Below are 21,066 nucleotides of genomic sequence, written 5' to 3' on the forward strand. Positions count from 1 at the left end.
CGCCCTACACTTCCATCAGTTCCCTTTCCTTTTCGGCAAGGACTTTGTCCACCTCCTCGATGTGGGCGTCGGTCAGCTTCTGGATCTCGTCCTGGCCCCGGCGCTCCTCGTCCTCGGAGATCTCCTTGTCCTTGAGCAGGGCCTTGAGGGCGTTGTTGGCATCACGGCGGATGTTGCGCACCGCCACACGGGCATTCTCGGCCTCGTTACGCACCACCTTGACCAGGTCCTTGCGGCGTTCCTCGGTCAGTGCCGGCATGGGCACGCGAATCACGGTCCCCTGGGTGGCCGGGTTGAGGCCCAGATCCGAGGTCATGATGGCCTTCTCCACCTTACCCACCATGTCCTTCTCCCAGGGCGTGACCGTCAGCGTACGGGCATCCTCCACGTTCACGTTGGCCACCTGGCTGATCGGCACTTCGGCGCCGTAGTACTCCACGGTGACATGATCGAGGAGGCTGGTGTGGGCACGCCCCGTACGGATCTTGGCCATTTCGTGTCGCAGGGATTCGATACTCTTGCCCATGCGGTTCTTGGCATCCTTCTTGATGGCATCAGTCATGGGATCTCAGCCTCTTTCGACCAGGGTGCCGATGGGTTCGCCGGTCACGAGCCGCATCAGGTCGCCCTCATTGAATATATTGATCACCCGCAAGGGGATGTTGTTGTCCCGGCACATGACCAGCGCGGTGGCATCCATGACCTCCAGGTGGCGGGTGAGGGCCTCCTCGTAGGTCAGACGCTCGTAGCGCACGGCGCCGGAATTCTTGAACGGATCAGAATCATAGACCCCGTCCACCTTGGTGGCCTTGATCATGATGTCGGCATTGATCTCGATGGCCCGCAGGCTGGCGGCGGTATCGGTGGTGAAGAAGGGGTTTCCGGTACCGGCGGCAAACACCACGATCCGACCCTTTTCCAGGTGACGCACGGCACGGCGCCGGATGTAGTCCTCGCAGACCTGGTTGATCTGCAACGCCGACATCACGCGGCAGAACTTGCCCACGCGCTCCAGGGCATCCTGCATGGCCAGCCCGTTCATGACCGTGGCCAGCATGCCCATGTGATCGGCGGTGACCCGGTCCATGCCCGCCTCGGCCAGTCCGGCGCCGCGGAAGATGTTGCCGCCACCGATGACGATGGCCACCTCCACACCGATCCGGCTCAACTCGGTCACCTCCCGGGCGATGCGGTCGATCACCCTGGGATCGATACCGTAGTCCTGATCCCCCATGAGGGCCTCGCCACTCAGCTTGAGCAGAATGCGCTTGTATGCCGGACGGGGTTGTTCGCTCATGGGTGACCCTGGTTTCCTGTCATGCGTTGTTATGAGGGAGATGCCTCCCCGACCGACACGGCAGGCCCGGCGTTCACCGGGCCCCGGGGGGCCCATCTCATCCGTACAGTCATCGGACACGCCGCGGGCATCGACACACGCCGGCACCGCAATCCCCGGCCGGATCATCCAGGCTGGCCCGCAAAAAAAGGGGCTCCTGCCGGCGCCCCCTGTGTGTTCCGAATCAGGCGCCCCTGGCCTGGGCCATGACCTCTTCGGCAAAGTTCTCGGATTTCTTCTCGATCCCCTCGCCGACCTCGTAGCGGACAAACCGGCGCACCGTGGCGTTTGCCCCGTCCAGCAGCTTGCCCACGGTCTTGTCCGGGTCCTTGACAAAGGGCTGCCCCACCAGGGTGATCTCGGCCAGGTACTTCTTGATGCGGCCGGTGACCATCTTCTCGACGATCTCCGGCGGCTTCCCGCTTTCGGCGGCCTGTGCGGAGAAGATCTCGCGCTCCTTGTCCAGCAGGTCCTGGGGCACCTCGGACTCGTCCACGCACACGGGCCGGCTGGCGGCGATGTGCATGGAGATGTCCTTGGCAAGTTCGGCGTCACCGCCGGCCAGTTCCACCACCACGCCGATGCGGTTGCCGTGACGATAGTAACCGAACTCGCTGCCGTCACCGGCCTCCAGGCGCTCGAAGCGGCGCACCTGAACATTCTCGCCGATCTTGGCCACCAGGGCGGCACGGGCCTGCTCCAGCGTGCCGTCACCGGCGTCGAGCGCCATCAGCGCCTCGACGTCGGCGGGGCCATTGGCGAGCACCAGTGACGCCACGCGGTCGGCGAATCTCTCGAAGTTCTCGTCCTTGGCCACGAAGTCGGTCTCGCAATTGACCTCGACGATGGCGGCACGGCCGGCATCGTCGGACAACGCCACCATGACCTGCCCCTCGGCGGCCACGCGATCGGCCTTCTTGTCGGCCTTTGCCTGGCCGGACTTGCGCATCAGATCGATGGCGGCCTCCATGTCGCCGCCCGTCTCGGTGAGCGCTTTCTTGCACTCCATCATGCCGGCGCCGGTGCGCTCGCGCAGTTCCTTGACCATGGATGCGGTAATCTGCATGGGAATACTCCTGAATCGAATTCTGTGAATCGGGCAACGGCCCCGGCGCCTGCCGGGGCCCGCCGATGGTTGCGCCGCCCCAGCCGGGGCGGCGCATTGTCACTCTGCCGCGGCTCCGGACTCGGCCGCCGCCCCGGACTCGGCCGGAGCTTCAGCCGGCTTGTCGGCGTCGGCCGGCGGCGCGGCCTTCTTCTTTGCAGCCGCCTTCTTCCTGGGCGCCTCGGCGGTGTCCTTGACCTCGACGAACTCGTCATCACCGGATGCGGCGGCGGCCCGCACGGCCACCTGTGCATTGCTGATGGCGTCGGCTGCCGCGGAGACATAGAGCTGGATGGCGCGCATGGCGTCATCGTTGCCGGGGATCACGTAATCGACACCTTCAATGGAGTTGTTGGTGTCCACCACGGCAACCACCGGGATACCCAGCTTGTTGGCTTCGCTGACGGCGATCTTCTCGTAACCCACGTCAATGACGAACATGGCGTCCGGCAGGCCGCCCATGTCCTTGATGCCGCCCAGGCTGCGTTCGAGCTTGTCCAGTTCACGGGTACGCATCAGGGCCTCTTTCTTGCCCAGACGGTTCAGGGTGCCGTCGTCGCGCATCAGCTCCAGCTCCTTGAGCCGGCGAATGGATTCGCGCACGGTCTTGAAATTGGTGAGCATGCCGCCGAGCCAGCGGTGGTTCACGAACGGCATCTTGCAGCGGATGGCCTCTTCGGCGATGGTTTCGCGGGCCGAACGCTTGGTGCCCACGAACAGGATCTTGCCGCCGTTGCCGGCCAGCTTGCCCAGATAGTTCATCGCCTCGTTGAACAGAGGCAGGGTCTTCTCGAGATTGATGATATGGATCTTGTTGCGGTCCCCGAAGATGAAGGGGGCCATCTTGGGATTCCAGTAGCGGGTCTGATGGCCAAAATGGACACCGGCCTCCAGCATCTGGCGCATGGTCACGCTAGACATAAGGTATTCTCCGAATTGGTCTGGGTTGGGCCTCCATGCACCCCATCCAGAAACCCCCGCCCTTGGGCAGCGGCACCCGACTGGATGTGTCGGCGCATGTGCGGATTTAGTGGTTCACGTCGCGCCCGGCGGGTTTACACCCGGCGCGGGCGCTTTATACCATAATCGCCCCGCCACAACAAACTCCCCCGGCACGTCAGGGCTTTTGACCGGGTCCGGCGGCCCTGTCATTCTAGGGCGCTTTGAAAGCCCGGATTGGAACGTCATGGCCGTCACCATCAAGACCCCCGAAGAGATCGAGAAGATGCGCGTGGCCGGGCGGCTCGCCGCGCAGGTCCTCGAGATGATCATTCCCCATGTCCAGCCGGGGATCACCACCGACGAACTGGACCGCATCTGCCATGACTATATCGTCAATGAGCAGGACGCCATTCCCGCGCCCCTCAACTACAAGGGCTTTCCCCGCTCCATCTGTACCTCGGTCAATCATCAGGTATGCCACGGCATCCCCGGCGACCGGCGGCTCAAGGGCGGCGACATCCTCAATATCGATGTCACCGTGATCAAGGACGGCTTTCACGGCGACACCAGCCGCATGTTCTGCGTCGGCAAGCCCTCGGTCAGCGCCCGGCGGGTGGTGAACGTGGCCCACAAGGCACTCTGGCTGGGCATCGGACAGGTACGCCCCGGCGCCCGGCTGGGCGACATCGGCCACACCATCCAGCAGTACGTGGAGGCCAACCACTGCAGCGTGGTGCGCGAGTATTGCGGCCACGGCATCGGCCGCGTGTTCCACGAAGACCCCCAGGTGCTGCACTACGGGGAACCGGGCACCGGGCTGGAACTGGAACCGGGCATGACATTCACCATCGAACCCATGGTCAACGCCGGCAGGCGCCATACGCGGCTGCTGGCCGACGGCTGGACCGTCGTGACCAAGGATCACAGCCTCTCCGCCCAGTGGGAACACACCATCCTGGTCACGGCGGACGGACACGAGGTGCTCACCCTGCGCGGCGAAGAAAAGGAACAGACCGCCGCCTGAGCCTCACCATGGCCATCGCCTCCCCCATCGACGACCAGACCCCCCATGACTGGGTCCCCCTGCCGGACGCGGTGGCCCATCCCCTGGACTGGGAATACCACGACCGGCGCCTGCGCGACCATGCCGCCGACGTCGCCACCTACAGCGATTTCCTGGAAGCGACGCGGCGAACACTTGAGGCCGGCTTCCGTTCCGGGGTCAGCGTGGTGGAACTGGTGCACGGCCGGGCCGCCATTGTCGACCGGCTGCTGGGGCTGGCCTGGGACGGATTCGGCCTGGGCCGCCATCCGAAGCTGGCCCTGGTGGCGGTGGGCGGCTACGGCCGCGGCGAGCTTCACCCCGGCTCCGACGTGGACCTGCTGCTGCTGTGCGACACCGAACTCACGGAGGATTGCGGAGATGATATCGGGCGATTCCTCACCTTCCTCTGGGACATCGGCCTGGACGTGGGCCACAGCGTGCGCAGCCTGGACGAATGCATGCAGGAGGCGCGCCGGGACATCACCGTGGCCACGAATCTCATGGAGGCCCGCCTGCTGGCCGGAGACGAGACCCTCATGGACCGGCTGGAGCAGTCCATGTCACCCGCCCGGCTGTGGGCAAGCAACGAGTATTTCTTTGCCAAGCTGAGCGAGCAGGATGCCCGTCACCACCGTTACGGCGACACCGCCTACCGGCTCGAACCCAATCTCAAGGAAAGCCCCGGGGGGCTGCGCGATATCCAGATGATCGGCTGGGTGACGCACCGCCACTTCGGCGGCAGCAGCCTGCACGAACTGGTGGAGCACCATTTCCTCAACGAGGAGGAATACCGGGATCTGATCGACGGCCAGACCTTCCTGTGGCGCGTGCGCTTCGCCCTGCACACGCTCACGGGGCGAAGGGAAGACCGTCTCCTGTTCGACCACCAGCGATCCCTGGCCGACCAGCTGGGATTCACCGACCAGAACCACAACCTGGCCGTGGAACAGTTCATGCAGCAGTACTTCCGCACGGTCATGGAGCTCGAGCGGCTCAACGAGATCCTGCTGCAGCATTTCAAGGAGGCCATGCTGCCCGATGACGGGGATGACACCCCGGCGCCGATCAACCGCCGCTTCCAGGCCCGGCACGGCTATCTGGAAACGGTGGACGACCGGGTCTTCCTGCGCCATCCCCCCGCCCTCCTGGAGCTCTTTCTCCTGCTGGAGCAGCACCCGGAGCTCAAGGGGGTACGCGCCTCCACCATCCGCCAGATCCGCACCCACCGCTCCCTGATCGACGAGGATTTCCGCTCAAGGCCGGCCTGCCGCAGCCTGTTCATGGAGATCCTGCGCCAGCCCCGGGGCGTCACGAACCAGCTGCGGCGCATGAACCGTTACGGGATCCTGGCCGCGTACCTGCCGGCATTCGGCATGATCGTCGGACGCATGCAGTACGACCTGTTCCACGCGTTCACGGTGGACGAGCACACCCTGTTCGTGGTGCGCAACCTGCGCCGCTTCGCCGTGCCCGAACTGGCCGACGAGCTGCCCCATTGCAACCACGTCTTCAAGGGCATCCCCAAGCCGGAACTGCTGTATCTGGCGGGCCTGTTCCACGACATCGCCAAGGGGCGCGGCGGGGACCATTCCGAGCTCGGGGCGGGAGAGGCCAGGGAATTCTGCCTGCAGCACGGACTTTCCCGCTACGACGCGAACCTCGTGTCCTGGCTGGTGCGCGTTCACCTGCTGATGTCCCTGACCGCGCAGCGCCGGGACATCTCCGACCCGGACGTCGTGCTGGAGTTTGCCACCCAGGTGGGCAACAGCATGCGCCTGGATCACCTCTACCTGCTCACGGTGGCCGACATCCGGGGCACCAACCCGGATCACTGGAACTCATGGAAGGACTCGCTGCTGGCCACGCTGTACGGCGCCACTCAGCGCATGCTGCGCCGCGGCCTGGACAATCCCCTGGGCCAGGACGAACTGATGGGCGAGGTCCAGACCCAGGCCCTGGATCTGCTGCGCGGCGCGGGCGTCGACGAGGCCGCCTGCCTGGCGCTCTGGAAGGCGTTCGAGCCCGAGTATTTCCTGCGCCATTCCGCCGACGAGATCGCCTGGCACACCCGCGCGGTGCTGGAAGCGGACACCACGCCGCTGGTACGGGTGCGCCAGGAGACCGCCCGGGGCAGCACGGAGATCTTCGTCTACACGGATGACCATCCGCACCTGTTCGCCCTGACCACCACCGCACTGACCCAGCTGGGTCTGGACATCGTGGACGCGCGCATCATCACCACCCGCAACGGCAAGACCCTGGATACCTACCTGGTGCTGGAGGATGCCGGGCAGCCCGTGGACGGGGAGATGCGCATGGACGAGATTGCACAGACGCTGACGCGCCGCCTGGCCAACCCCGACCGCCCCCCCACCGCCGTGGTGCGCGACACGCCCCGCCGCCTGCGCCACTTCAACGTGCCCACGCGCATAGAATTCGGCGAGAAGCTCTACTTCAACCGCACCGTGCTGGCCATCACCACCGGCGACCGTCCGGGACTTCTGTCACGCATCGGCACCACACTCACCCGCTGCGGAATCCGGGTGCACAACGCCAAGATCGCCACCGCCGGTGAACAGGCCGACGACGTGTTCTACATCACGGACCTGGAGGACCGGCCCGTCACGGACAGCGCGCGGCAGGCGGAGATCGAGAAGGCGTTGAGGGAAGCGCTTGAGTAAGTACGAAGTGAGAATCGGGAAGTGGGAAGTGGGAAGTGGGAAGTGGGAAGTGGAAAGTTAGCCACTTTCACGCGACATGCCGAATCAGGCTTGCATCTTGTATCTTGTCTCTAGGGAGCTTCCATAAGCTCCAATGCATTGCCGTCCGGATCCCGCACGAATACGGCGGACCGGCCCGACCGGCTCCGGGTATAGGTTATGCCCGCCGCCTCCAGGCGCTGACAGATCCTGTCGAGCCCGGCGACCAGCAGGGCCACGTGCCGGTCACGGCCGCCATGTTCCGGACGGCCTTCGACGGGATCCGGGTTCGGCAGTTCCAGCAGGTGGATCTGCTGCCCGCCCGCCTCCAGCCAGGCGCCGGGGAACGGCAGATCGGGACGGTCGAGCACCGGCATGTCCAGCACATCCCGGTAGAAGTCCAGCGAGCGCTGCGTGTCGGCGACCAGGAGACTCGCATGGTGGAGACCGCGAAACTGCCCGCTCATGGCTCCGGCTCGGCCTCGAGCCCCGGCGCCGGCAGCCCGTCGATGCTCACGTGGTTCCTGAGCCGCTGATACGCCACGACCCCTTCGGGCCCCCTGCGACGGGCCCAGGCCTCCAGCGCGTCGCGCTGTCCCACCATGTTCATCTCCGGCACGCCGAATCCGCACGACGTCTGCGTGTGGCGCACGTCCACCCGCACGATCTGACGAATACCCGGAAAATCCGGGAATTGCCGCACCAATCCGGCCCAGTCCGGATCTCCCGGGCGCACCACCCGCCCCTGTCCGTACAGGCGCACGATGCCCGGGGCGCCCTCGAAGGCGCAGAACATCAGGGTGATCCGTCCGTTCTCCTTCAGGTGGGCGGCGGTCTCGTTGCCGCTGCCGGTCAGATCCAGATAGGCCACCGCGTTGGGGCTGAGCATCCGGAAGCTGTCCAGACCCTTGGGCGAGAGGTTCACATGCCCGTTGTCGGCGCGCGGCGCGGTGGCCACGAAGTAGACGGGTTGCGCCCGGATGAACGTGGCCTGCGCCGGGGTGATGAAGTTGAGGATCTTGCCCATGGACACTCCGTTGAAGGGCTATGCCAGGCTACCAGCATACCGTTGCAGGCGCTGGAAACGCGACAGCCTCTGCACCTGCAAGGCCTTTCCCCTTCACGTATAATCGCCCTCTTCGCCGACGCCCCGAACCCGACCGCCCATGAACCCCGACCTGGACCGCCTCCAGCCTTATCCGTTTCAGAAGCTTGCGGAACTCAAGGCCGGGATCACCCCGCCGGCGGACAGGGAGCATATCGCCCTGTCCATCGGCGAACCCGGGCACCCCGCGCCGGCATTCATCGCCGAGGCCCTGTCGAGCCACCTGCACGGCCTGGCGCGCTACCCGCTCACCCGGGGCGAAGACACCCTGCGTGAGGCCATCGCCGCCTGGACGGCGCGGCGTTTCGACCTGCCCGCGGATTCCCTGGATCCCGCCCGCCACGTGCTGCCGGTCAACGGCACCCGGGAGGCCCTGTTCGCACTGGCCCAGTGCGTGGTGGACCGTACAAGCCGCCCGCTGGTGGTGATGCCGAATCCCTTCTACCAGATCTACGAGGGCGCTGCCCTGCTGGCGGGCGCGGAGCCCCATTATCTGAATCTCACCGCCCGGAACCGGTTTCTGCCGGATCTGGAGGCCGTGCCCGCATCGGTGTGGGCGCGTTGCCAGCTGTTGTACCTGTGCAGCCCGGGCAACCCGGGCGGGGCCGTCATGGACGAGGCCTCTCTGCGCCTTGCCATCGAGCTGGCCGAGCGTCACGACTTCGTCATCGCCGCCGACGAGTGCTACTCGGAGATACACTTCCCGGGCAGCACACCGCCGCCGGGCCTGCTGGGGGCGGCGGCACGCATGGGCAACTCCGGCTACCGGCGCTGCGTGGTGTTCCACAGCCTGTCGAAACGCTCCAACGTGCCGGGCCTGCGTTCCGGATTCGTCGCCGGGGATGCCGGTATACTGGAGCGCTTCCACCTGTACCGCACCTACCACGGCTGCAGCATGGCCCCGCCCACCCAGGCCGCGAGCCGGGCCGCCTGGTCGGACGAGACCCACGTGGAGGAGAACCGCCGCCTGTACGCCCGCAAGTTCGACGCCATGCTGGAGATCCTGGGGGACGTGCTGAACGTGCAGCGCCCGGACGCGGGATTCTACCTGTGGCCCGAGACGCCGGTGGACGACGACCGCTTCGCCCGCGAGCTGTTCGCACGGGAGAACGTGACCGTGCTCCCCGGCAGCTATCTCTCCCGGAGCACGGACGGCGCAAACCCCGGCGCCCACCGGGTGCGCATGGCACTGGTGGCACCGCTGGATGAATGCATCGAGGCCGCCGGACGCATCCGGCGCTTCATGGAAACCCTTTGACCCATTGCGAGACATGAACGGAGCCACACCATGAGCAAGCTTCAGGAGATCATCAACGAGGCCTTTGACCGCCGCGCAGACATCACCCCGCGCAACGTGGAGACCCACGTGAAGGACGCGGTGCTGGAGGCCATCGACATGCTGGACCGGGGCACCGCCCGCGTGGCCGAGAAAAAGGACGGGGAGTGGATTGTCAACGACTGGCTCAAGAAGGCGGTGCTGCTGTCGTTCCGCATCCATGACAACCAGTTCATCAAGGGCGGTTTCACCAACTACTACGACAAGGTGCCCTCGAAGTGGGCCGACGCCAACTCGCGGGACTTTCGTGAAGGCGGCGCCCGGGTGGTGCCACCGGCCACCGCCCGCAAGGGCTCCTACATCGCACCCGGCGTGGTGCTGATGCCCTCCTACGTCAACATCGGCGCCTACGTGGACACCGGCACCATGGTGGACACCTGGGCCACCGTGGGTTCCTGTGCGCAGATCGGCAGGAACGTGCACCTCTCCGGGGGGGTGGGCATCGGCGGCGTCCTGGAACCGTTGCAGGCCGCGCCCACCATCATCGAGGACAACTGCTTCATCGGCGCCCGCTCGGAGATCGTGGAGGGCGTGATCGTCGAGGAAGGCTCCGTGATCTCCATGGGCGTGTACATCGGCCAGAGCACCCGCATCTACGATCGGGAGAAAGACGAGGTCCTCTACGGCCGCGTACCCGCCGGCTCCGTGGTGGTCTCGGGCAACCTGCCGTCCAGGGACGGCAAGTACAGCCTGTACTGCGCCGTGATCGTAAAGAAGGTGGACGAGAAGACCCGCTCCAAGGTGGGCCTCAACGAACTGCTGCGGGATATCTGAATGGGCGTGAGGGGGGAGGCGTGAGAGGTAGGGGTTTTGGTCATTGCCCCCTCCCCCCTCCCCCCTCACGCCTTACCCCTCACCCCTCACCCCTTACGGACAACCCATGACCACGCTATACGGCATCAGGAACTGCGACACCGTGAAGAAGGCGCGCAGGTGGCTGGATGCACACGGCGTCGACTACCGCTTCCATGACTTCCGCGCCGACGGCCTGGAGGCGAAGAAACTGGATGCCTGGATAAAGGCCGTGGGCTGGGAGGCGCTGCTCAACCGCCGCGGCACCACCTGGCGCAGGCTGCCCGAGGGCGTGCGCGACGGCATCGACGAGAAGCACGCCGCCGCCCTGATGCTGGAGCAGCCCACCCTCATCAGGCGCCCGGTGGTCGAGCACGGCAAGCAGGTGCTGGTGGGCTTTGACGCCCAGGCGCTCACACAATGCTTCAAATAGTTCTCCGGTAGCGGTTCGCTTTACACTGCCATCTCAGCCACCCGATACAATTCCCTACCGACAACTGACAACTGACCATCCGATGTCCGACACCCTCGACCTCGCCCGGGAACTCATCCGCCGCCGCTCCGTTACGCCGGAGGATGCCGGCTGCCAGCAACTCATCGCGGAGCGCCTGGCGCCGCTGGGCTTCGAGGCCCATCATCTGCGCTTCGGGGAGGTGGATAATCTCTGGCTGCGCCGGGGCAGCGAGGGTCCGGTGCTGGCCTTTGCCGGACACACCGACGTCGTGCCTCCGGGGCCGCCGGAACAGTGGTCCTCGGACCCGTTCCGCCCGGAGATCCGGGACGGGCTGCTCTACGGGCGCGGCGCGGCGGACATGAAGAGTTCCATCGCGGCGTTTGTCACCGCCTGCGAACGGTTTCTCGAAGCGCATCCGGATCACACCGGCTCCATCGGCCTGCTCATCACCTCCGACGAGGAAGGCCCGTCCGTCAACGGCACGGTGAAGGTGGTGGAATGGCTGGAATCGAGAAACGACAAGATCGACTGGTGCCTGGTGGGCGAACCCTCCAGCACCGCGCGCCTCGGCGACGTGATCAAGAACGGACGCCGGGGCTCCCTCTCGGGGCACCTGCGGGTACGTGGCCAGCAGGGCCACGTGGCCTATCCCCATCTGGCGGACAACCCGGTGCATCGTGCCCTGCCCGCCCTGACGGAACTGGCGGGCATTGAATGGGACCGCGGCAACGAGCACTTCCCGGCCACCTCCTTCCAGATCGCCGGCATCCAGGCGGGTACAGGGGCGGAGAACGTGATCCCCGGCGAACTGGCGGTGACCTTCAACCTGCGCTTCTCCACGGAACAGACCGACGAGGGCATCCGTGCCCGGGTGCACCAGGTACTGGATGCCCATGACCTGGATTATGCACTCACCTGGCGCCTGTCGGGCCACCCCTTCCTCACCGCCGAGGGGGAACTGGTGGAGGCGGCCCGTGCCGCGATCCGCGAGATCACCGGCCACGACACGGAACTGTCCACCGCCGGCGGCACCTCCGACGGCCGGTTCATCGCACCCACCGGCGCCCAGGTGGTGGAACTGGGGCCCGTGAATGCCAGCATCCACAAGATCGACGAGCACGTGCGGGTCGAGGACCTGGATGTCCTGTCACGTGTCTACGCGGAAATCCTGCGCCGCCTGCTGGGCGCCTGAGCCCTCGGGCGCCGCATTTGGGCGCGAGGTACGGCCGCCGGACCCCGGGCGTGTGTTACAAACAGGAGCCGGGGATGAACCATGCCCCGTGGACAACCCGACACAACCCGCGAGGAGGACAAACCCGATGACCCTGCAACTGAGCCTGGCCCCGCTGCTCGCCCTGATCGCCGGCATCCTGATCCTTGTGAAACCGCGGCTGCTCAATTACGTGGTGGCCATCTACCTGATCGCCATCGGGATCATCGGCCTGCTCAACATCCGCATTTGAACCGGGACGCACCCGGACTCACCGGACCCCGGATTTCATCCATGCCCGCACCCGTGCTCGCCGACATCCGCGAAGCGGCCAGACGCATCCGGCCGCATGTGCATCGCACACCCGTATTCACCTGCACGAGTCTCGACCACTGGCTCGGTGCGCGCATACTGCTCAAGTGCGAGAACCTCCAGAAGGTCGGCGCCTTCAAGATCCGCGGCGCCACCAATGCCGTCTGCTCCCTCGGCGACGAAGAGGCCGCCCGGGGCGTGGCCACCCATTCCTCCGGAAACCACGGGCAGGCACTGGCGCTGGCCGCGCACACACGGGGCATCCCCGCTCACGTGGTCATGCCCCACGATGTGCCGGAGGTCAAGAAGGCGGCCGTGGCGGGCTACGGCGCCCGGGTGCGCTATTGCGAGCCGTCGGTACGGGCCCGGGAAGAGGCCCTGGCCGAGCTCGTTGCCGAAACCGGCGCCACGGTCATCCACCCCTACAACGACCACCGGATCATCGCCGGACAGGGCACCGCCGCCCTGGAACTGCTCGAGGATCACCCGGACCTGGATGCCATCATCGCGCCGGTGGGGGGCGGCGGCCTGCTGAGCGGCACGGCCATCGCGGCCCGCGCACTCAGCCCGGACATTCGCATTCTCGGGGCCGAACCGGCAGGTGCCGACGACGCCATCCGTTCACTGGCGGCGGGGCACATCATCCCCTGCGCACAGCCCCGGACCGTGGCGGACGGCCTGCGCGGCACCCTGGGCAGTCTCACCTTCCCCGTCCTGCACGAGCACGTGGAGCGCATCCTGCCGGCGGGCGAGGCGGCCATCATCGAGGCCATGCGATTTGTCTGGGAACGCACCAAACTGATCATCGAACCCTCCGCCGCGGTGCCGGTTGCCGCACTGCGGGAATCACCGCGCACCTGCGCGGGGCTCAAGGTGGGCATCATCCTCTCCGGCGGAAACGTGGATCCGGACCACCTGCCCTGGTCACCGGAGAATCGCTGACGCGGCGGGTTTCCTCCCCACCCTCGCAGCAGCGGATGGGCAGGCCCTCTGACTTATCCAGGGGACGGAATCCGAAGCGCACGGTTCAGCGCCCGTTCAGCTTGTCTGTGTGACGCTGGGGCGAGATTCCCGACTCACAGGCATCCGCTGGGGGGATCACCCCGGGGAACGGAGCCGGAGCCGCGAGGTCGGAACTTTTATGGGCCCGGGGCAGACGCCTGCCCCGCCACCACCCCGCCGTCCGAGGAGGATCCGCCCATGAAGCGCCCCGCCAGGCCGCTGGCCGCCCTGCTCTTGGCACTCACGCTCGGTATGCTCCTGACGGCGCCGAACGCCGCTGCCCTGGATGAGGAGCCCTTCACCGAAGGCGAGTTGGCGCAGATGCTGGCCCCCGTCGCCCTGTACCCGGACGCCCTGCTGTCGCAGATCCTCATGGCCGCCACCTACCCCCTGGAGGTGGTGGAAGCCGCGCGCTGGTCCCGTGACAACCCCGTTCTGGAGGGCAGGGCGGCGGTGGATGCGGTGGAGGATCGGGATTGGGATCCCAGCGTCAAGGCGCTGGTGGCCTTCCCCCGCGTACTGGCGCAGATGAACGAGGACCTGTCCTGGACCCGCAACGTGGGCGACGCGTTCCTGCTCCAGGAGGAGGACGTGGCCGCCATGATCCAGGAACTGCGGCACAAGGCCCACGAGGCGGGACAACTGCAACGCCAGGAACACATCCGCGTGGTTCGGGACCGCGAGGTCATCGTCATCGAGCCGGCCAATCCCCGCGTGGTGTACGTGCCCTACTACCGGCCCACGGTGGTCTACGGTGGCTGGTGGTGGCCCGCGTACGCACCGGTGTACTGGCATCCCCCCTACGGTCACACGTTCAGCGTCGGCATCACCTGGGTGAGCGGCGTCCCGGTGTCCCACGGGTTCTTTTTCAGCACCTTCAATTGGCATCACCGCCACGTGGTCGTCATCCGCCACTATGACCGGCACCGTCATGTGGGCAGCAAGGCACGTCCGGGCACGTATCGCTGGCGTCATGACCCGTGGCACCGGCGCGGCGTGGCCTACAAGCACCGCTCCGTGCAGGAACGCTTCACCGGCCGGCATGGACAGGTCACCCGGGAAGCCCCCCGCACGGGGACCGGCAGCCGTTACTCGGGCCGGCCAACGTCCCCCTCATGGCAGCCGCGCGGCACACGGCGCGGCGGCGACACGTCGAGCCGAGGCACGGGTCCGCGTACCCGCTCCGACCGGCAGTCGCGCGGCAGCCCCGGCCCTGACACCCGCCGAGCCTGGCAGAACGAGGGTCGCGACGGCGCAAGAACCGGCCGGGGTCCCGCCACCACGGATCACACCACGCCCCGGCGCAACGCCGCGCCCCGTCTGCGGGACCGCTCCGGCCCCGAACAGCAGACCGGGACCCTCCGGCGCGAACTCCAGGACCGCCGTGCATGGACGGAACGGCACGGGGCCGGCCGCACTGGTGAGACACGGCCATCCCGCGGCGCACAGCGGCCCGATGTCGCCGTGCGGGACGGCCAGCACACGGAACGCGCCCGCGGCCGGCCTTCGGACCAGATCGGCCGGGATGCCCGCACCTGGCGCAGCCAGCGGGGTGATGCCACCCACCAGGGGACACCGCGCGCCGGAGGCAGTCGCGGTGCCTGGCAGGCCGACGGCTCCCACCGCCCGGGACGCGCCGAGGGGCGCGGCAGCAGCCGGTCCCAGACCTGGACCCGCCAGGGGCCCCGGGCGGGCGGCGGCAACCGGGGCGAGCAGCGCGGCGGTTTCTCCCGCTGAGCCGACCGGCCCGGCGACGGGAACCGCCGGGCGTTGCCAGACGGGCCCCCGCATGGCAGAGTCTGCGCCGGCCCGGAGGGCCCTTGACGACCCTCGGACATTTCGCAACCGCGCCATGGATCCCGACTTGTGCCCTACCGTTACCTGTTGTTCGTCCTTGTCCTTTTCCCGCTCCTGATCCTCTCCTCCACCACGCAGGCGGCGGAGTTCACCGTGCCCCTTGGCGGCGGTGACCGGCTGGACGTACAGGTCACGGAAGGTCATGGAGACGGTCCCCTGTTCGTATGGCTCATCAACCAGTACGGCGAACGGCGCGGGGTCGATGACCTGGCATCGCGCCTTGCGGCGCGCGGCGCGACGGTCTGGCAGGTGGATCTGCTCAAATCCCTGCTGCTGCAGCGGGACAACGAGACCGTGCGCGCGCTGCAGGGCGATCCGGTGGCGGCGCTGCTGCAGGCGGCAGCGGACAGCGGGCTCGGGCCGGTGGTGGTCATCGCCTGCGACCGCATGTCCGTGCCCCTGCTGCGGGGGCTTCGCACCTGGCAGGAGGGCGCCGCAGACATGTCGGCCGTGGCCGGCGGCGTGCTGTTCTTCCCCAACCTGTTCAGGGGCACACCGGTGGCCGGCGAGGACCCCGAACTGATGGGCATCACCGGCGCCACCACCCTGCCCGTGGCCGTGATGCAGCCGGAACTGGGCACGCACCGACTGCGCCTGGCGGAACTGCTGGAGACCCTTCACCGGGCCGGCAGCCCCGCCTACGGCTGGCTGATCCCGGGCATGCGTGACTACTACCTGTTCCACACGGAATCGCCGGACTCCGGGGTCTTCGAAGGCTTCGGGGGGGAGGTCCCGCCGGACGTCCGGGCCGTCCTGGACGAGACGCCCGCCCGGCTCATGGCCGCCGCGCGTCTGCTGACCGCCACGCCCCGGCCGGAGCGGATGGGCGCCCTGGACCCGGATGCCGATCGCTCCATCGCCACCGCCTACGGCCTGGTGGAACGCCCGGCCGAACCGGCCCCCGGCTATGACCTGCTGGATGCCCGCGGGGAACGCCACACGCTGGAGGAAAGCCTGGGCCGGGTCACGCTGGTGAACTTCTGGGCCACCTGGTGCCCGCCCTGTGTCCACGAGATCCCCTCCATGAACCGGCTGGCCGCGGCCTATCACGAGGACGAGTTCGCCATCGTCTCCATCAATTTCCAGGAAGACGCGGCGCACATCCTGGCGTTCATGGACGAGGTGCAGGTGGACTTTCCCGTGCTCATGGACGTGGACGGCGCCGTATCCGCCCGCTGGCGGGTGTTCGCCCTGCCCAGTTCTTTCCTGCTGGACGCCCGGGGCCGGGTCCGCTACTCGGTCAATACCGCCATCGAATGGGACACCGAAGAGGTCCGGGCGGTGATCGACCGGCTGCGCAGCGAGGAATGACGGGGACGGCGGGTCCCGCGGGGCCGATCTATACTTGAAGGCAGGTTCAGCTTCACGGAGGCATGACCATGGCCATCGCGGAAACCCTCAAGGCCTTTCTGGACGGGCATGGCGTGGATTACCAGGTGGTGACACATGCCCATACCCCGTCGGCCAATCGCAGCGCCGAGGCGGCGCATGTGCCGGGAGACTCCCTGGCGAAGGCCGTGGTTCTGGAGAACGGCGGCCAGCTCCTGCTGGCCGCCCTCCCCGCCACCCGGCGGCTCAAGCTGGGGCGCCTGCACCAGGCCCTGGGCGAGCACGTGGGCCTGGCCACCGAAGCGGAGATGGGACGCCTGTTTCCGGACTGCGAGCGCGGCGCCGTGCCGGCCCTGGGCGCCGCCTACGGCATGGAGACCCTGCTGGATGACAGCCTCGCGGCACAGGACGACGTCTACATCGAGGGCGGCGACCACGAGTCGCTGATCCACCTGAGCGGCGAGTCTTTCCGCACCCTGCTGGGCCAGGCGCGCCACGGGGATTTCAGCACCCATGTCTGACCGGTGAGGGCGTGACCCGGGGCGCGGCGCGGGTGGTCCTGAGGCGCGCGGAACAGTATGATCCGGCCTGACCCGCAAGGGTTGGAACCCGAATCCACTGAACGGACGCCCATGGACAATCTCAAGCGCGCCATCGAGCAGCATCACCGGCGCCTGGAAGGCCTGCTGCACGACCCCCTGCAACGCATCGCCCAACGACTGCCGGCCGCCTGGCCCGACCGGGAGGCGCTGGACGCCGTGCTCGAGCCCGCCATTCGGGAGATCCCCGAATGCACGTTTCTCTACGCGGTGAACACCGCCGGGGTGCAGCTCTCCGACAACATCGCCCGAACCGGCCTGCTGCCCGAGTATTTCGGTCGCGACCGTTCCCAGCGGCCGTACATGAAGGAGGTGGTCCCGGCGGACGGATTCCTGCTGTCCGACGCCTATATCAGCCTGTATGCCCGGCGCCCGTCGATCACCGCACTGCAGCTGATCCGCGACGCGGAGGGCAACGCACTGGGCTTTCTCGGTGCGGATTTCGACCTGCGCAACCTGCCCGACATCGCCAGCCTCTACGAGGAGACCACGGAATGGCGCCAGATCAAGGGCGATCCGTCCATCCGCGGGGCGGTGTTTCAGCAAAGCCGCGCCGAGAGCGTCATGGACCGGGAGATGGAGTCGGTGCTGTCCATCCTGGAGGAGCTGTTCACGGAGCGGGGCGTGTTTCAGGCGGTCCTGCATTTCTCCAGCAGCCGGGCCACGGTATGGACCCTGGATGACCCCTACCGCTACCGCATCCTGACCCACGAGGCCCTGAGCGACCCCGACACCTGCCTGGCCTTCCCCCACCGGGACTATCCGGAAAACGCCCAGATTCCGTCCCACGCCGTACGCGACGTGCTGGACAACTTCCGGGCCCTGCGCTTCGCGGACGAAACCGTCTACCTGCGCTCCGCGTCCATCAACCTGTTCAACGGCATGATCAGCCTGACCTTCTCCTGCGACGGCTCCCATTACATGACCTGGGCCGATTTCCTGGATCGCTCCATCGACTTCTGGCTCGGCAGCACGGGCTGATCAGCGTGCGAATGGCGTGGACCGGGGTGAGCAAGCGAACCCCAACAATGACTGCCACAGAGGGCACAGAGAAAAAACCAACAGGATTGCAGGTTGGGGTGAGCACAGCGAACCCCAACAATGACGAGGCCGCTCGAACCCCGTTGGGGTTTGCTCCGCTCACCCCAATCTACTGTTCGGAGAAACAAGGGTCTTTCTTCGTCTGCTTCGTGGGGAACAACGAACTCACCCGGTCAGCCGGGCCCGCAGGCCGGGCAGGTCGAAGGTTTCGATGAAGCGCACGCCGCGCGCCGCGAGCGCCCGGGCAACCTCGGGGTCGGCCACCTCGTAGACCGCCATCCGGACCGACTCGAAGGCGATCGGGCCCGATGCGGGCAGACCACGGACATCGCAGAACAAATAGCCGAGCCCCAGGCCGGCCATCCGGTCACGCTCATCCCAGCGGTCGATGACGCCGCCCAGCGCCGACCAGCCGGGGCGGCTTCCATTGGACAGACGCGAACCGGCCTCGGCCAGCAGGGGCACGGAGAACGAGATCAGCACGCACCGATCGGCCACCGGCTCCAGTACCGGACTGACGGCATCCAGCACCGTGCGCACCCCGAAATGGGCCACCGCCACGCGCTTGATCTCCACGAACACCCCGACGCCGGGGTGGTCCTGAAGGCACGCCGCCATCTGTTCCAGACTCGCGAGCCGGTTGTCCGCGAAGCGCTCGCCCAGGCGGTCAGGCTCGGAGGCGCTCAGCCTCAACAACGAGGCCAGGTCCTGTTCGTGGACGGCGCCCGGCACGCCGCAGACGCGCTTGAGATCCGCGTCGTGGAACAGAACGGGCACCCGGTCCGCGGACAGCTGCACGTCCACCTCCACGTACCGCGCGCCGGCGGCGATTGCCGCCTCGATGCCGGGCAGGGAATTCTCCGGGTAGCAGGCCCGATGGCCTCGATGGGCGATGAGTTCAGGGATGACCGGTGCCATAGGGAGAAGGGCGTCCTCGCGCCGGAGACCGTCCGGCATGGACATGACCCGGGCCGGGGGCCGTGGGTTCACGGGCAATATAGCCCCGGACGGCCGCAGGGGCCATGCCCCCGAGGGCCCCTCAGTCCCGCCGGTAGACCCCGAACCGGCACTGCCAGGGATCCGAGTAACCCGCGGGGCAACTGTAAGTGCCCATGAACTCGCGGTCCGGGCTCAGCATGGCGCCGGCGATTCCGCTGCCGGATGACGCCGTGTAATCGCCCCACCACAGGCCGAAATCCCTTTCAAGGAGGGGCAGGTCCATGAGCATGCCGAAGCCGTCGGCGTTCAGGGTGCTGCACAGTCCCGACCCGCAGGTCGCCTCGGATGCCGTCAGTGCAAGCCGGCCGCCGTGCCGGCGCATCTGCCGCCCGAACCAGCTCCCGTCGATATCGCGGAAACGGTAGCGCGGCAGACCGGGGGCATGACGCTCCAGCACCGCGAAATCGAAGAACTCGCTCACCATGATCCCGTGCCGGCGCCCCGGATCGGTGAACAACCTTGCCCGGGAACCGTCGCTGAACCGTGCGCGATACACGCCGTGGGCTTCCTTAAGCAGGTACCCGGTGATGCCGAAGTCGCTCCCGGACAGTCGATGCCGGACGATGTGATCGTCACAGATCCGCCATTCCAGCGTGAACAATGACCCCGCATCGTCTTCCATGGCGCCGAACCAGGTCCCGTCCAGTCCGAGCACCCCGTGGCAGCCGCGCACCTTCGTGTCCTCCACGCAGGCGGACAGCAACGGCAGCAGCAGCACACAGGCCAGCACAATCTTCCACCGTGACCACATGCCCCACCTCCATGCATGCGCCGGCATCACGCGGCGCTTCATGGCGGTCAGCCTGCCGGAGGTTACCTGAACACAGGCTGAGCGGGGACAAAGAAGACGGCTCCTCGACGTTCCCGGTGGGTTCGATCATCACCGAGGATCCATGAACATCAGGGCGATGCCCCCCGTAGGAGCCCGGTCCTCCGGGCGATCCTGATCCCCAGGCCAAACCCCGCTCCCCGGGCGAACGGGCGCCACCGACAAAGGCTTTCCATTCGAAACGTCGAAGCACCAAAAAAACCGGGGCCGCACATGACGGCCCCGGATTGTCTCGGATGATCAGGTTGCCGGGGTCCTGCGGCCCCCGGAACGCCCTGTCAGCACTGGGTGCCGGACTCGTTGGCCGGGCAGTCCCTGGTCACCGGACGCCCCTCGGCGGTCCAGCCCATGATGCCGTCGGTGACGTTGTAGACCTGCTGGTAGCCGGCCTGTTCCACCATGGCCCGGGCCAGCAAACCCGTGCGGTTGCCCACCCGGCAGATGATCGCCACCGGCTGGTCGGGCTTGACCAGTTGATCCAACTCCGCGGGGAAGGTCTGCACGAAGTTGCCGCGCTCATCGAACGCGGTCAGCAGATAGCTGCCTTCCACCACGCCGGTCTCGCTCCACTCGTCCGCGCGGCGCACGTCGATCACGGTGACGCCCTCCTTCACCAGTTCCGCGAATCGGGTGTTGTCCACCTCGGTAAAGGGCGGCGGCTCCACGGCCAGCAGTTCCACCTCGAAACGCAGCGTGGCGTTGGGCGGAATCACGCCGCCCGCGCCCGCCGGCCCGTAGGCCAGGTCCGGCGGAATGATCATCTCGCGCTTGCCGCCCACACGCATGCCCTCAATGCCCATCTCCCAGCCGGGGATCACCTGGCCCATGCCGAGCACCAGGGTAAACGGGGTATCGCGGTCATGACTGGAGTCGAACTGCGTGCCATCCTCCAGCCAGCCGGTGTAGTGGACCTGAATGGTGGTGTTGCGCACGGCCTTGTCGCCCTCGCCTTCGGTCAGGTCGGTGACCTGCACTTCCGCCGCGCCGGCGGCCGCCATGAACACGAACATCAGGGCGGGAATCCAGAATCTCATATGCACAGAAAACTCCCGAATTTGTATGGATCTACCGCAG

The 21,066-nt window shown here is 67.0% G+C and carries 21 protein-coding genes; 12 read left to right on the forward strand and 9 right to left on the reverse strand.

Going from position 1 to position 21,066, the window contains the following annotated elements; genetic code table 11:
* Positions 1–4 precede the first annotated feature (4 nt).
* From frr to rpsB, 4 genes are all read right to left on the reverse strand, one after another.
* Positions 5–562 carry a ribosome recycling factor gene (frr, locus tag THITHI_RS0100635; protein ID WP_018231132.1) on the reverse strand — a complete coding sequence of 186 codons (558 nt, stop codon included), beginning with the start codon at positions 560–562 and terminating at the stop codon, positions 5–7.
* Between the two features lie 6 nt (positions 563–568).
* Positions 569–1,297, reverse strand: coding sequence for a UMP kinase (pyrH, locus tag THITHI_RS0100640; protein WP_018231133.1), 729 nt, complete (start codon positions 1,295–1,297; stop codon positions 569–571).
* 223 nt (positions 1,298–1,520) lie between these two features.
* A complete protein-coding gene (tsf, locus tag THITHI_RS0100645) occupies positions 1,521–2,402 on the reverse strand; it encodes a translation elongation factor Ts (RefSeq protein ID WP_018231134.1) in 882 nt (293 codons plus the stop codon).
* Between the two features lie 99 nt (positions 2,403–2,501).
* Positions 2,502–3,362, reverse strand: coding sequence for a 30S ribosomal protein S2 (gene rpsB, locus THITHI_RS0100650; RefSeq protein WP_018231135.1), 861 nt, complete (start codon positions 3,360–3,362; stop codon positions 2,502–2,504).
* A gap of 265 nt (positions 3,363–3,627) precedes the next feature.
* On the opposite strand from rpsB, the gene map reads away from it, so the two are divergent.
* On the forward strand, positions 3,628–4,407 hold the full coding sequence (gene map / locus THITHI_RS0100655) for a type I methionyl aminopeptidase (protein ID WP_018231136.1): 780 nt from the start codon (positions 3,628–3,630) through the stop codon (positions 4,405–4,407).
* Positions 4,408–4,415: 8 nt separating this feature from the next.
* A complete protein-coding gene (gene glnD / locus THITHI_RS0100660) occupies positions 4,416–7,109 on the forward strand; it encodes a [protein-PII] uridylyltransferase (protein WP_018231137.1) in 2,694 nt (897 codons plus the stop codon).
* Between the two features lie 110 nt (positions 7,110–7,219).
* Here glnD and THITHI_RS0100665 read toward each other — a convergent pair whose 3' ends face one another.
* Both THITHI_RS0100665 and THITHI_RS0100670 read right to left on the reverse strand, forming a co-directional pair.
* Positions 7,220–7,594 carry a VOC family protein gene (locus tag THITHI_RS0100665; RefSeq protein ID WP_018231138.1) on the reverse strand — a complete coding sequence of 125 codons (375 nt, stop codon included), beginning with the start codon at positions 7,592–7,594 and terminating at the stop codon, positions 7,220–7,222.
* Positions 7,591–8,154, reverse strand: coding sequence for a pyridoxamine 5'-phosphate oxidase family protein (locus tag THITHI_RS0100670; RefSeq protein ID WP_018231139.1), 564 nt, complete (start codon positions 8,152–8,154; stop codon positions 7,591–7,593). The genes THITHI_RS0100665 and THITHI_RS0100670 overlap by 4 nt, the downstream gene beginning before the upstream one ends.
* 139 nt (positions 8,155–8,293) lie before the next feature.
* On the opposite strand from THITHI_RS0100670, the gene dapC reads away from it, so the two are divergent.
* The 10 genes from dapC (at position 8,294) to THITHI_RS0100720 (ending at position 18,104) form a co-directional block, all read left to right on the forward strand.
* Positions 8,294–9,490: a succinyldiaminopimelate transaminase gene (gene dapC, locus THITHI_RS0100675; protein ID WP_018231140.1), complete on the forward strand. Its 1,197-nt coding sequence runs from the start codon at positions 8,294–8,296 to the stop codon at positions 9,488–9,490.
* Between the two features lie 30 nt (positions 9,491–9,520).
* Complete coding sequence (gene dapD, locus THITHI_RS0100680; protein WP_018231141.1) at positions 9,521–10,342, forward strand: 2,3,4,5-tetrahydropyridine-2,6-dicarboxylate N-succinyltransferase; 822 nt, start codon at positions 9,521–9,523, stop codon at positions 10,340–10,342.
* Positions 10,343–10,448: 106 nt separating this feature from the next.
* A complete protein-coding gene (locus THITHI_RS0100685) occupies positions 10,449–10,793 on the forward strand; it encodes an ArsC family reductase (protein ID WP_018231142.1) in 345 nt (114 codons plus the stop codon).
* Positions 10,794–10,875: 82 nt separating this feature from the next.
* On the forward strand, positions 10,876–12,006 hold the full coding sequence (dapE, locus tag THITHI_RS0100690; protein WP_018231143.1) for a succinyl-diaminopimelate desuccinylase: 1,131 nt from the start codon (positions 10,876–10,878) through the stop codon (positions 12,004–12,006).
* Positions 12,007–12,133: 127 nt separating this feature from the next.
* The gene (locus THITHI_RS20025; protein WP_018231144.1) at positions 12,134–12,277 is read left to right on the forward strand and encodes a DUF3096 domain-containing protein; all 144 of its coding nucleotides are present in this window, start codon (positions 12,134–12,136) and stop codon (positions 12,275–12,277) included.
* Between the two features lie 41 nt (positions 12,278–12,318).
* Complete coding sequence (locus tag THITHI_RS0100700) at positions 12,319–13,278, forward strand: pyridoxal-phosphate dependent enzyme (RefSeq protein WP_018231145.1); 960 nt, start codon at positions 12,319–12,321, stop codon at positions 13,276–13,278.
* 258 nt (positions 13,279–13,536) lie between these two features.
* On the forward strand, positions 13,537–15,075 hold the full coding sequence (locus THITHI_RS19685; RefSeq protein ID WP_018231146.1) for a DUF3300 domain-containing protein: 1,539 nt from the start codon (positions 13,537–13,539) through the stop codon (positions 15,073–15,075).
* A gap of 129 nt (positions 15,076–15,204) precedes the next feature.
* Entirely contained in the window at positions 15,205–16,506 is a 1,302-nt protein-coding gene (locus THITHI_RS0100710; protein WP_018231147.1) for a TlpA family protein disulfide reductase, read from the forward strand.
* 68 nt (positions 16,507–16,574) lie between these two features.
* A complete protein-coding gene (locus tag THITHI_RS0100715; RefSeq protein ID WP_026185935.1) occupies positions 16,575–17,045 on the forward strand; it encodes an aminoacyl-tRNA deacylase in 471 nt (156 codons plus the stop codon).
* A 111-nt stretch (positions 17,046–17,156) separates the two neighbouring features.
* Positions 17,157–18,104 (forward strand): PDC sensor domain-containing protein, encoded by a 948-nt coding sequence (locus THITHI_RS0100720; RefSeq protein ID WP_018231149.1) that lies wholly within the window; start codon positions 17,157–17,159, stop codon positions 18,102–18,104.
* 225 nt (positions 18,105–18,329) lie between these two features.
* Here the strand turns inward: THITHI_RS0100720 and THITHI_RS0100725 are convergent, their stop codons facing one another.
* From THITHI_RS0100725 to THITHI_RS0100735, 3 genes are all read right to left on the reverse strand, one after another.
* The gene (locus THITHI_RS0100725; RefSeq protein ID WP_026185936.1) at positions 18,330–19,082 is read right to left on the reverse strand and encodes a glycerophosphodiester phosphodiesterase family protein; all 753 of its coding nucleotides are present in this window, start codon (positions 19,080–19,082) and stop codon (positions 18,330–18,332) included.
* Positions 19,083–19,203: 121 nt separating this feature from the next.
* A complete protein-coding gene (locus THITHI_RS0100730) occupies positions 19,204–19,914 on the reverse strand; it encodes a hypothetical protein (RefSeq protein WP_018231151.1) in 711 nt (236 codons plus the stop codon).
* A 356-nt stretch (positions 19,915–20,270) separates the two neighbouring features.
* Positions 20,271–21,026 carry an FKBP-type peptidyl-prolyl cis-trans isomerase gene (locus THITHI_RS0100735; RefSeq protein WP_018231152.1) on the reverse strand — a complete coding sequence of 252 codons (756 nt, stop codon included), beginning with the start codon at positions 21,024–21,026 and terminating at the stop codon, positions 20,271–20,273.
* Positions 21,027–21,066: the final 40 nt, after the last annotated feature.

Source organism: Thioalkalivibrio thiocyanodenitrificans ARhD 1 (assembly GCF_000378965.1).
GTDB lineage: Bacteria > Pseudomonadota > Gammaproteobacteria > Ectothiorhodospirales > Ectothiorhodospiraceae > Thioalkalivibrio_A > Thioalkalivibrio_A thiocyanodenitrificans.

Coding starts and splice junctions, on each gene's coding strand:
- frr (WP_018231132.1), bottom strand. CDS start 562: ATGACTGATGCCATCAAGAAGGATGCCAAGAACCGCATGGGCAAGAGT.
- pyrH (WP_018231133.1), bottom strand. CDS start 1,297: ATGAGCGAACAACCCCGTCCGGCATACAAGCGCATTCTGCTCAAGCTG.
- tsf (WP_018231134.1), bottom strand. CDS start 2,402: ATGCAGATTACCGCATCCATGGTCAAGGAACTGCGCGAGCGCACCGGC.
- rpsB (WP_018231135.1), bottom strand. CDS start 3,362: ATGTCTAGCGTGACCATGCGCCAGATGCTGGAGGCCGGTGTCCATTTT.
- map (WP_018231136.1), top strand. CDS start 3,628: ATGGCCGTCACCATCAAGACCCCCGAAGAGATCGAGAAGATGCGCGTG.
- glnD (WP_018231137.1), top strand. CDS start 4,416: ATGGCCATCGCCTCCCCCATCGACGACCAGACCCCCCATGACTGGGTC.
- THITHI_RS0100665 (WP_018231138.1), bottom strand. CDS start 7,594: ATGAGCGGGCAGTTTCGCGGTCTCCACCATGCGAGTCTCCTGGTCGCC.
- THITHI_RS0100670 (WP_018231139.1), bottom strand. CDS start 8,154: ATGGGCAAGATCCTCAACTTCATCACCCCGGCGCAGGCCACGTTCATC.
- dapC (WP_018231140.1), top strand. CDS start 8,294: ATGAACCCCGACCTGGACCGCCTCCAGCCTTATCCGTTTCAGAAGCTT.
- dapD (WP_018231141.1), top strand. CDS start 9,521: ATGAGCAAGCTTCAGGAGATCATCAACGAGGCCTTTGACCGCCGCGCA.
- THITHI_RS0100685 (WP_018231142.1), top strand. CDS start 10,449: ATGACCACGCTATACGGCATCAGGAACTGCGACACCGTGAAGAAGGCG.
- dapE (WP_018231143.1), top strand. CDS start 10,876: ATGTCCGACACCCTCGACCTCGCCCGGGAACTCATCCGCCGCCGCTCC.
- THITHI_RS20025 (WP_018231144.1), top strand. CDS start 12,134: ATGACCCTGCAACTGAGCCTGGCCCCGCTGCTCGCCCTGATCGCCGGC.
- THITHI_RS0100700 (WP_018231145.1), top strand. CDS start 12,319: ATGCCCGCACCCGTGCTCGCCGACATCCGCGAAGCGGCCAGACGCATC.
- THITHI_RS19685 (WP_018231146.1), top strand. CDS start 13,537: ATGAAGCGCCCCGCCAGGCCGCTGGCCGCCCTGCTCTTGGCACTCACG.
- THITHI_RS0100715 (WP_026185935.1), top strand. CDS start 16,575: ATGGCCATCGCGGAAACCCTCAAGGCCTTTCTGGACGGGCATGGCGTG.
- THITHI_RS0100720 (WP_018231149.1), top strand. CDS start 17,157: ATGGACAATCTCAAGCGCGCCATCGAGCAGCATCACCGGCGCCTGGAA.
- THITHI_RS0100725 (WP_026185936.1), bottom strand. CDS start 19,082: ATGGCACCGGTCATCCCTGAACTCATCGCCCATCGAGGCCATCGGGCC.
- THITHI_RS0100730 (WP_018231151.1), bottom strand. CDS start 19,914: ATGTGGTCACGGTGGAAGATTGTGCTGGCCTGTGTGCTGCTGCTGCCG.
- THITHI_RS0100735 (WP_018231152.1), bottom strand. CDS start 21,026: ATGAGATTCTGGATTCCCGCCCTGATGTTCGTGTTCATGGCGGCCGCC.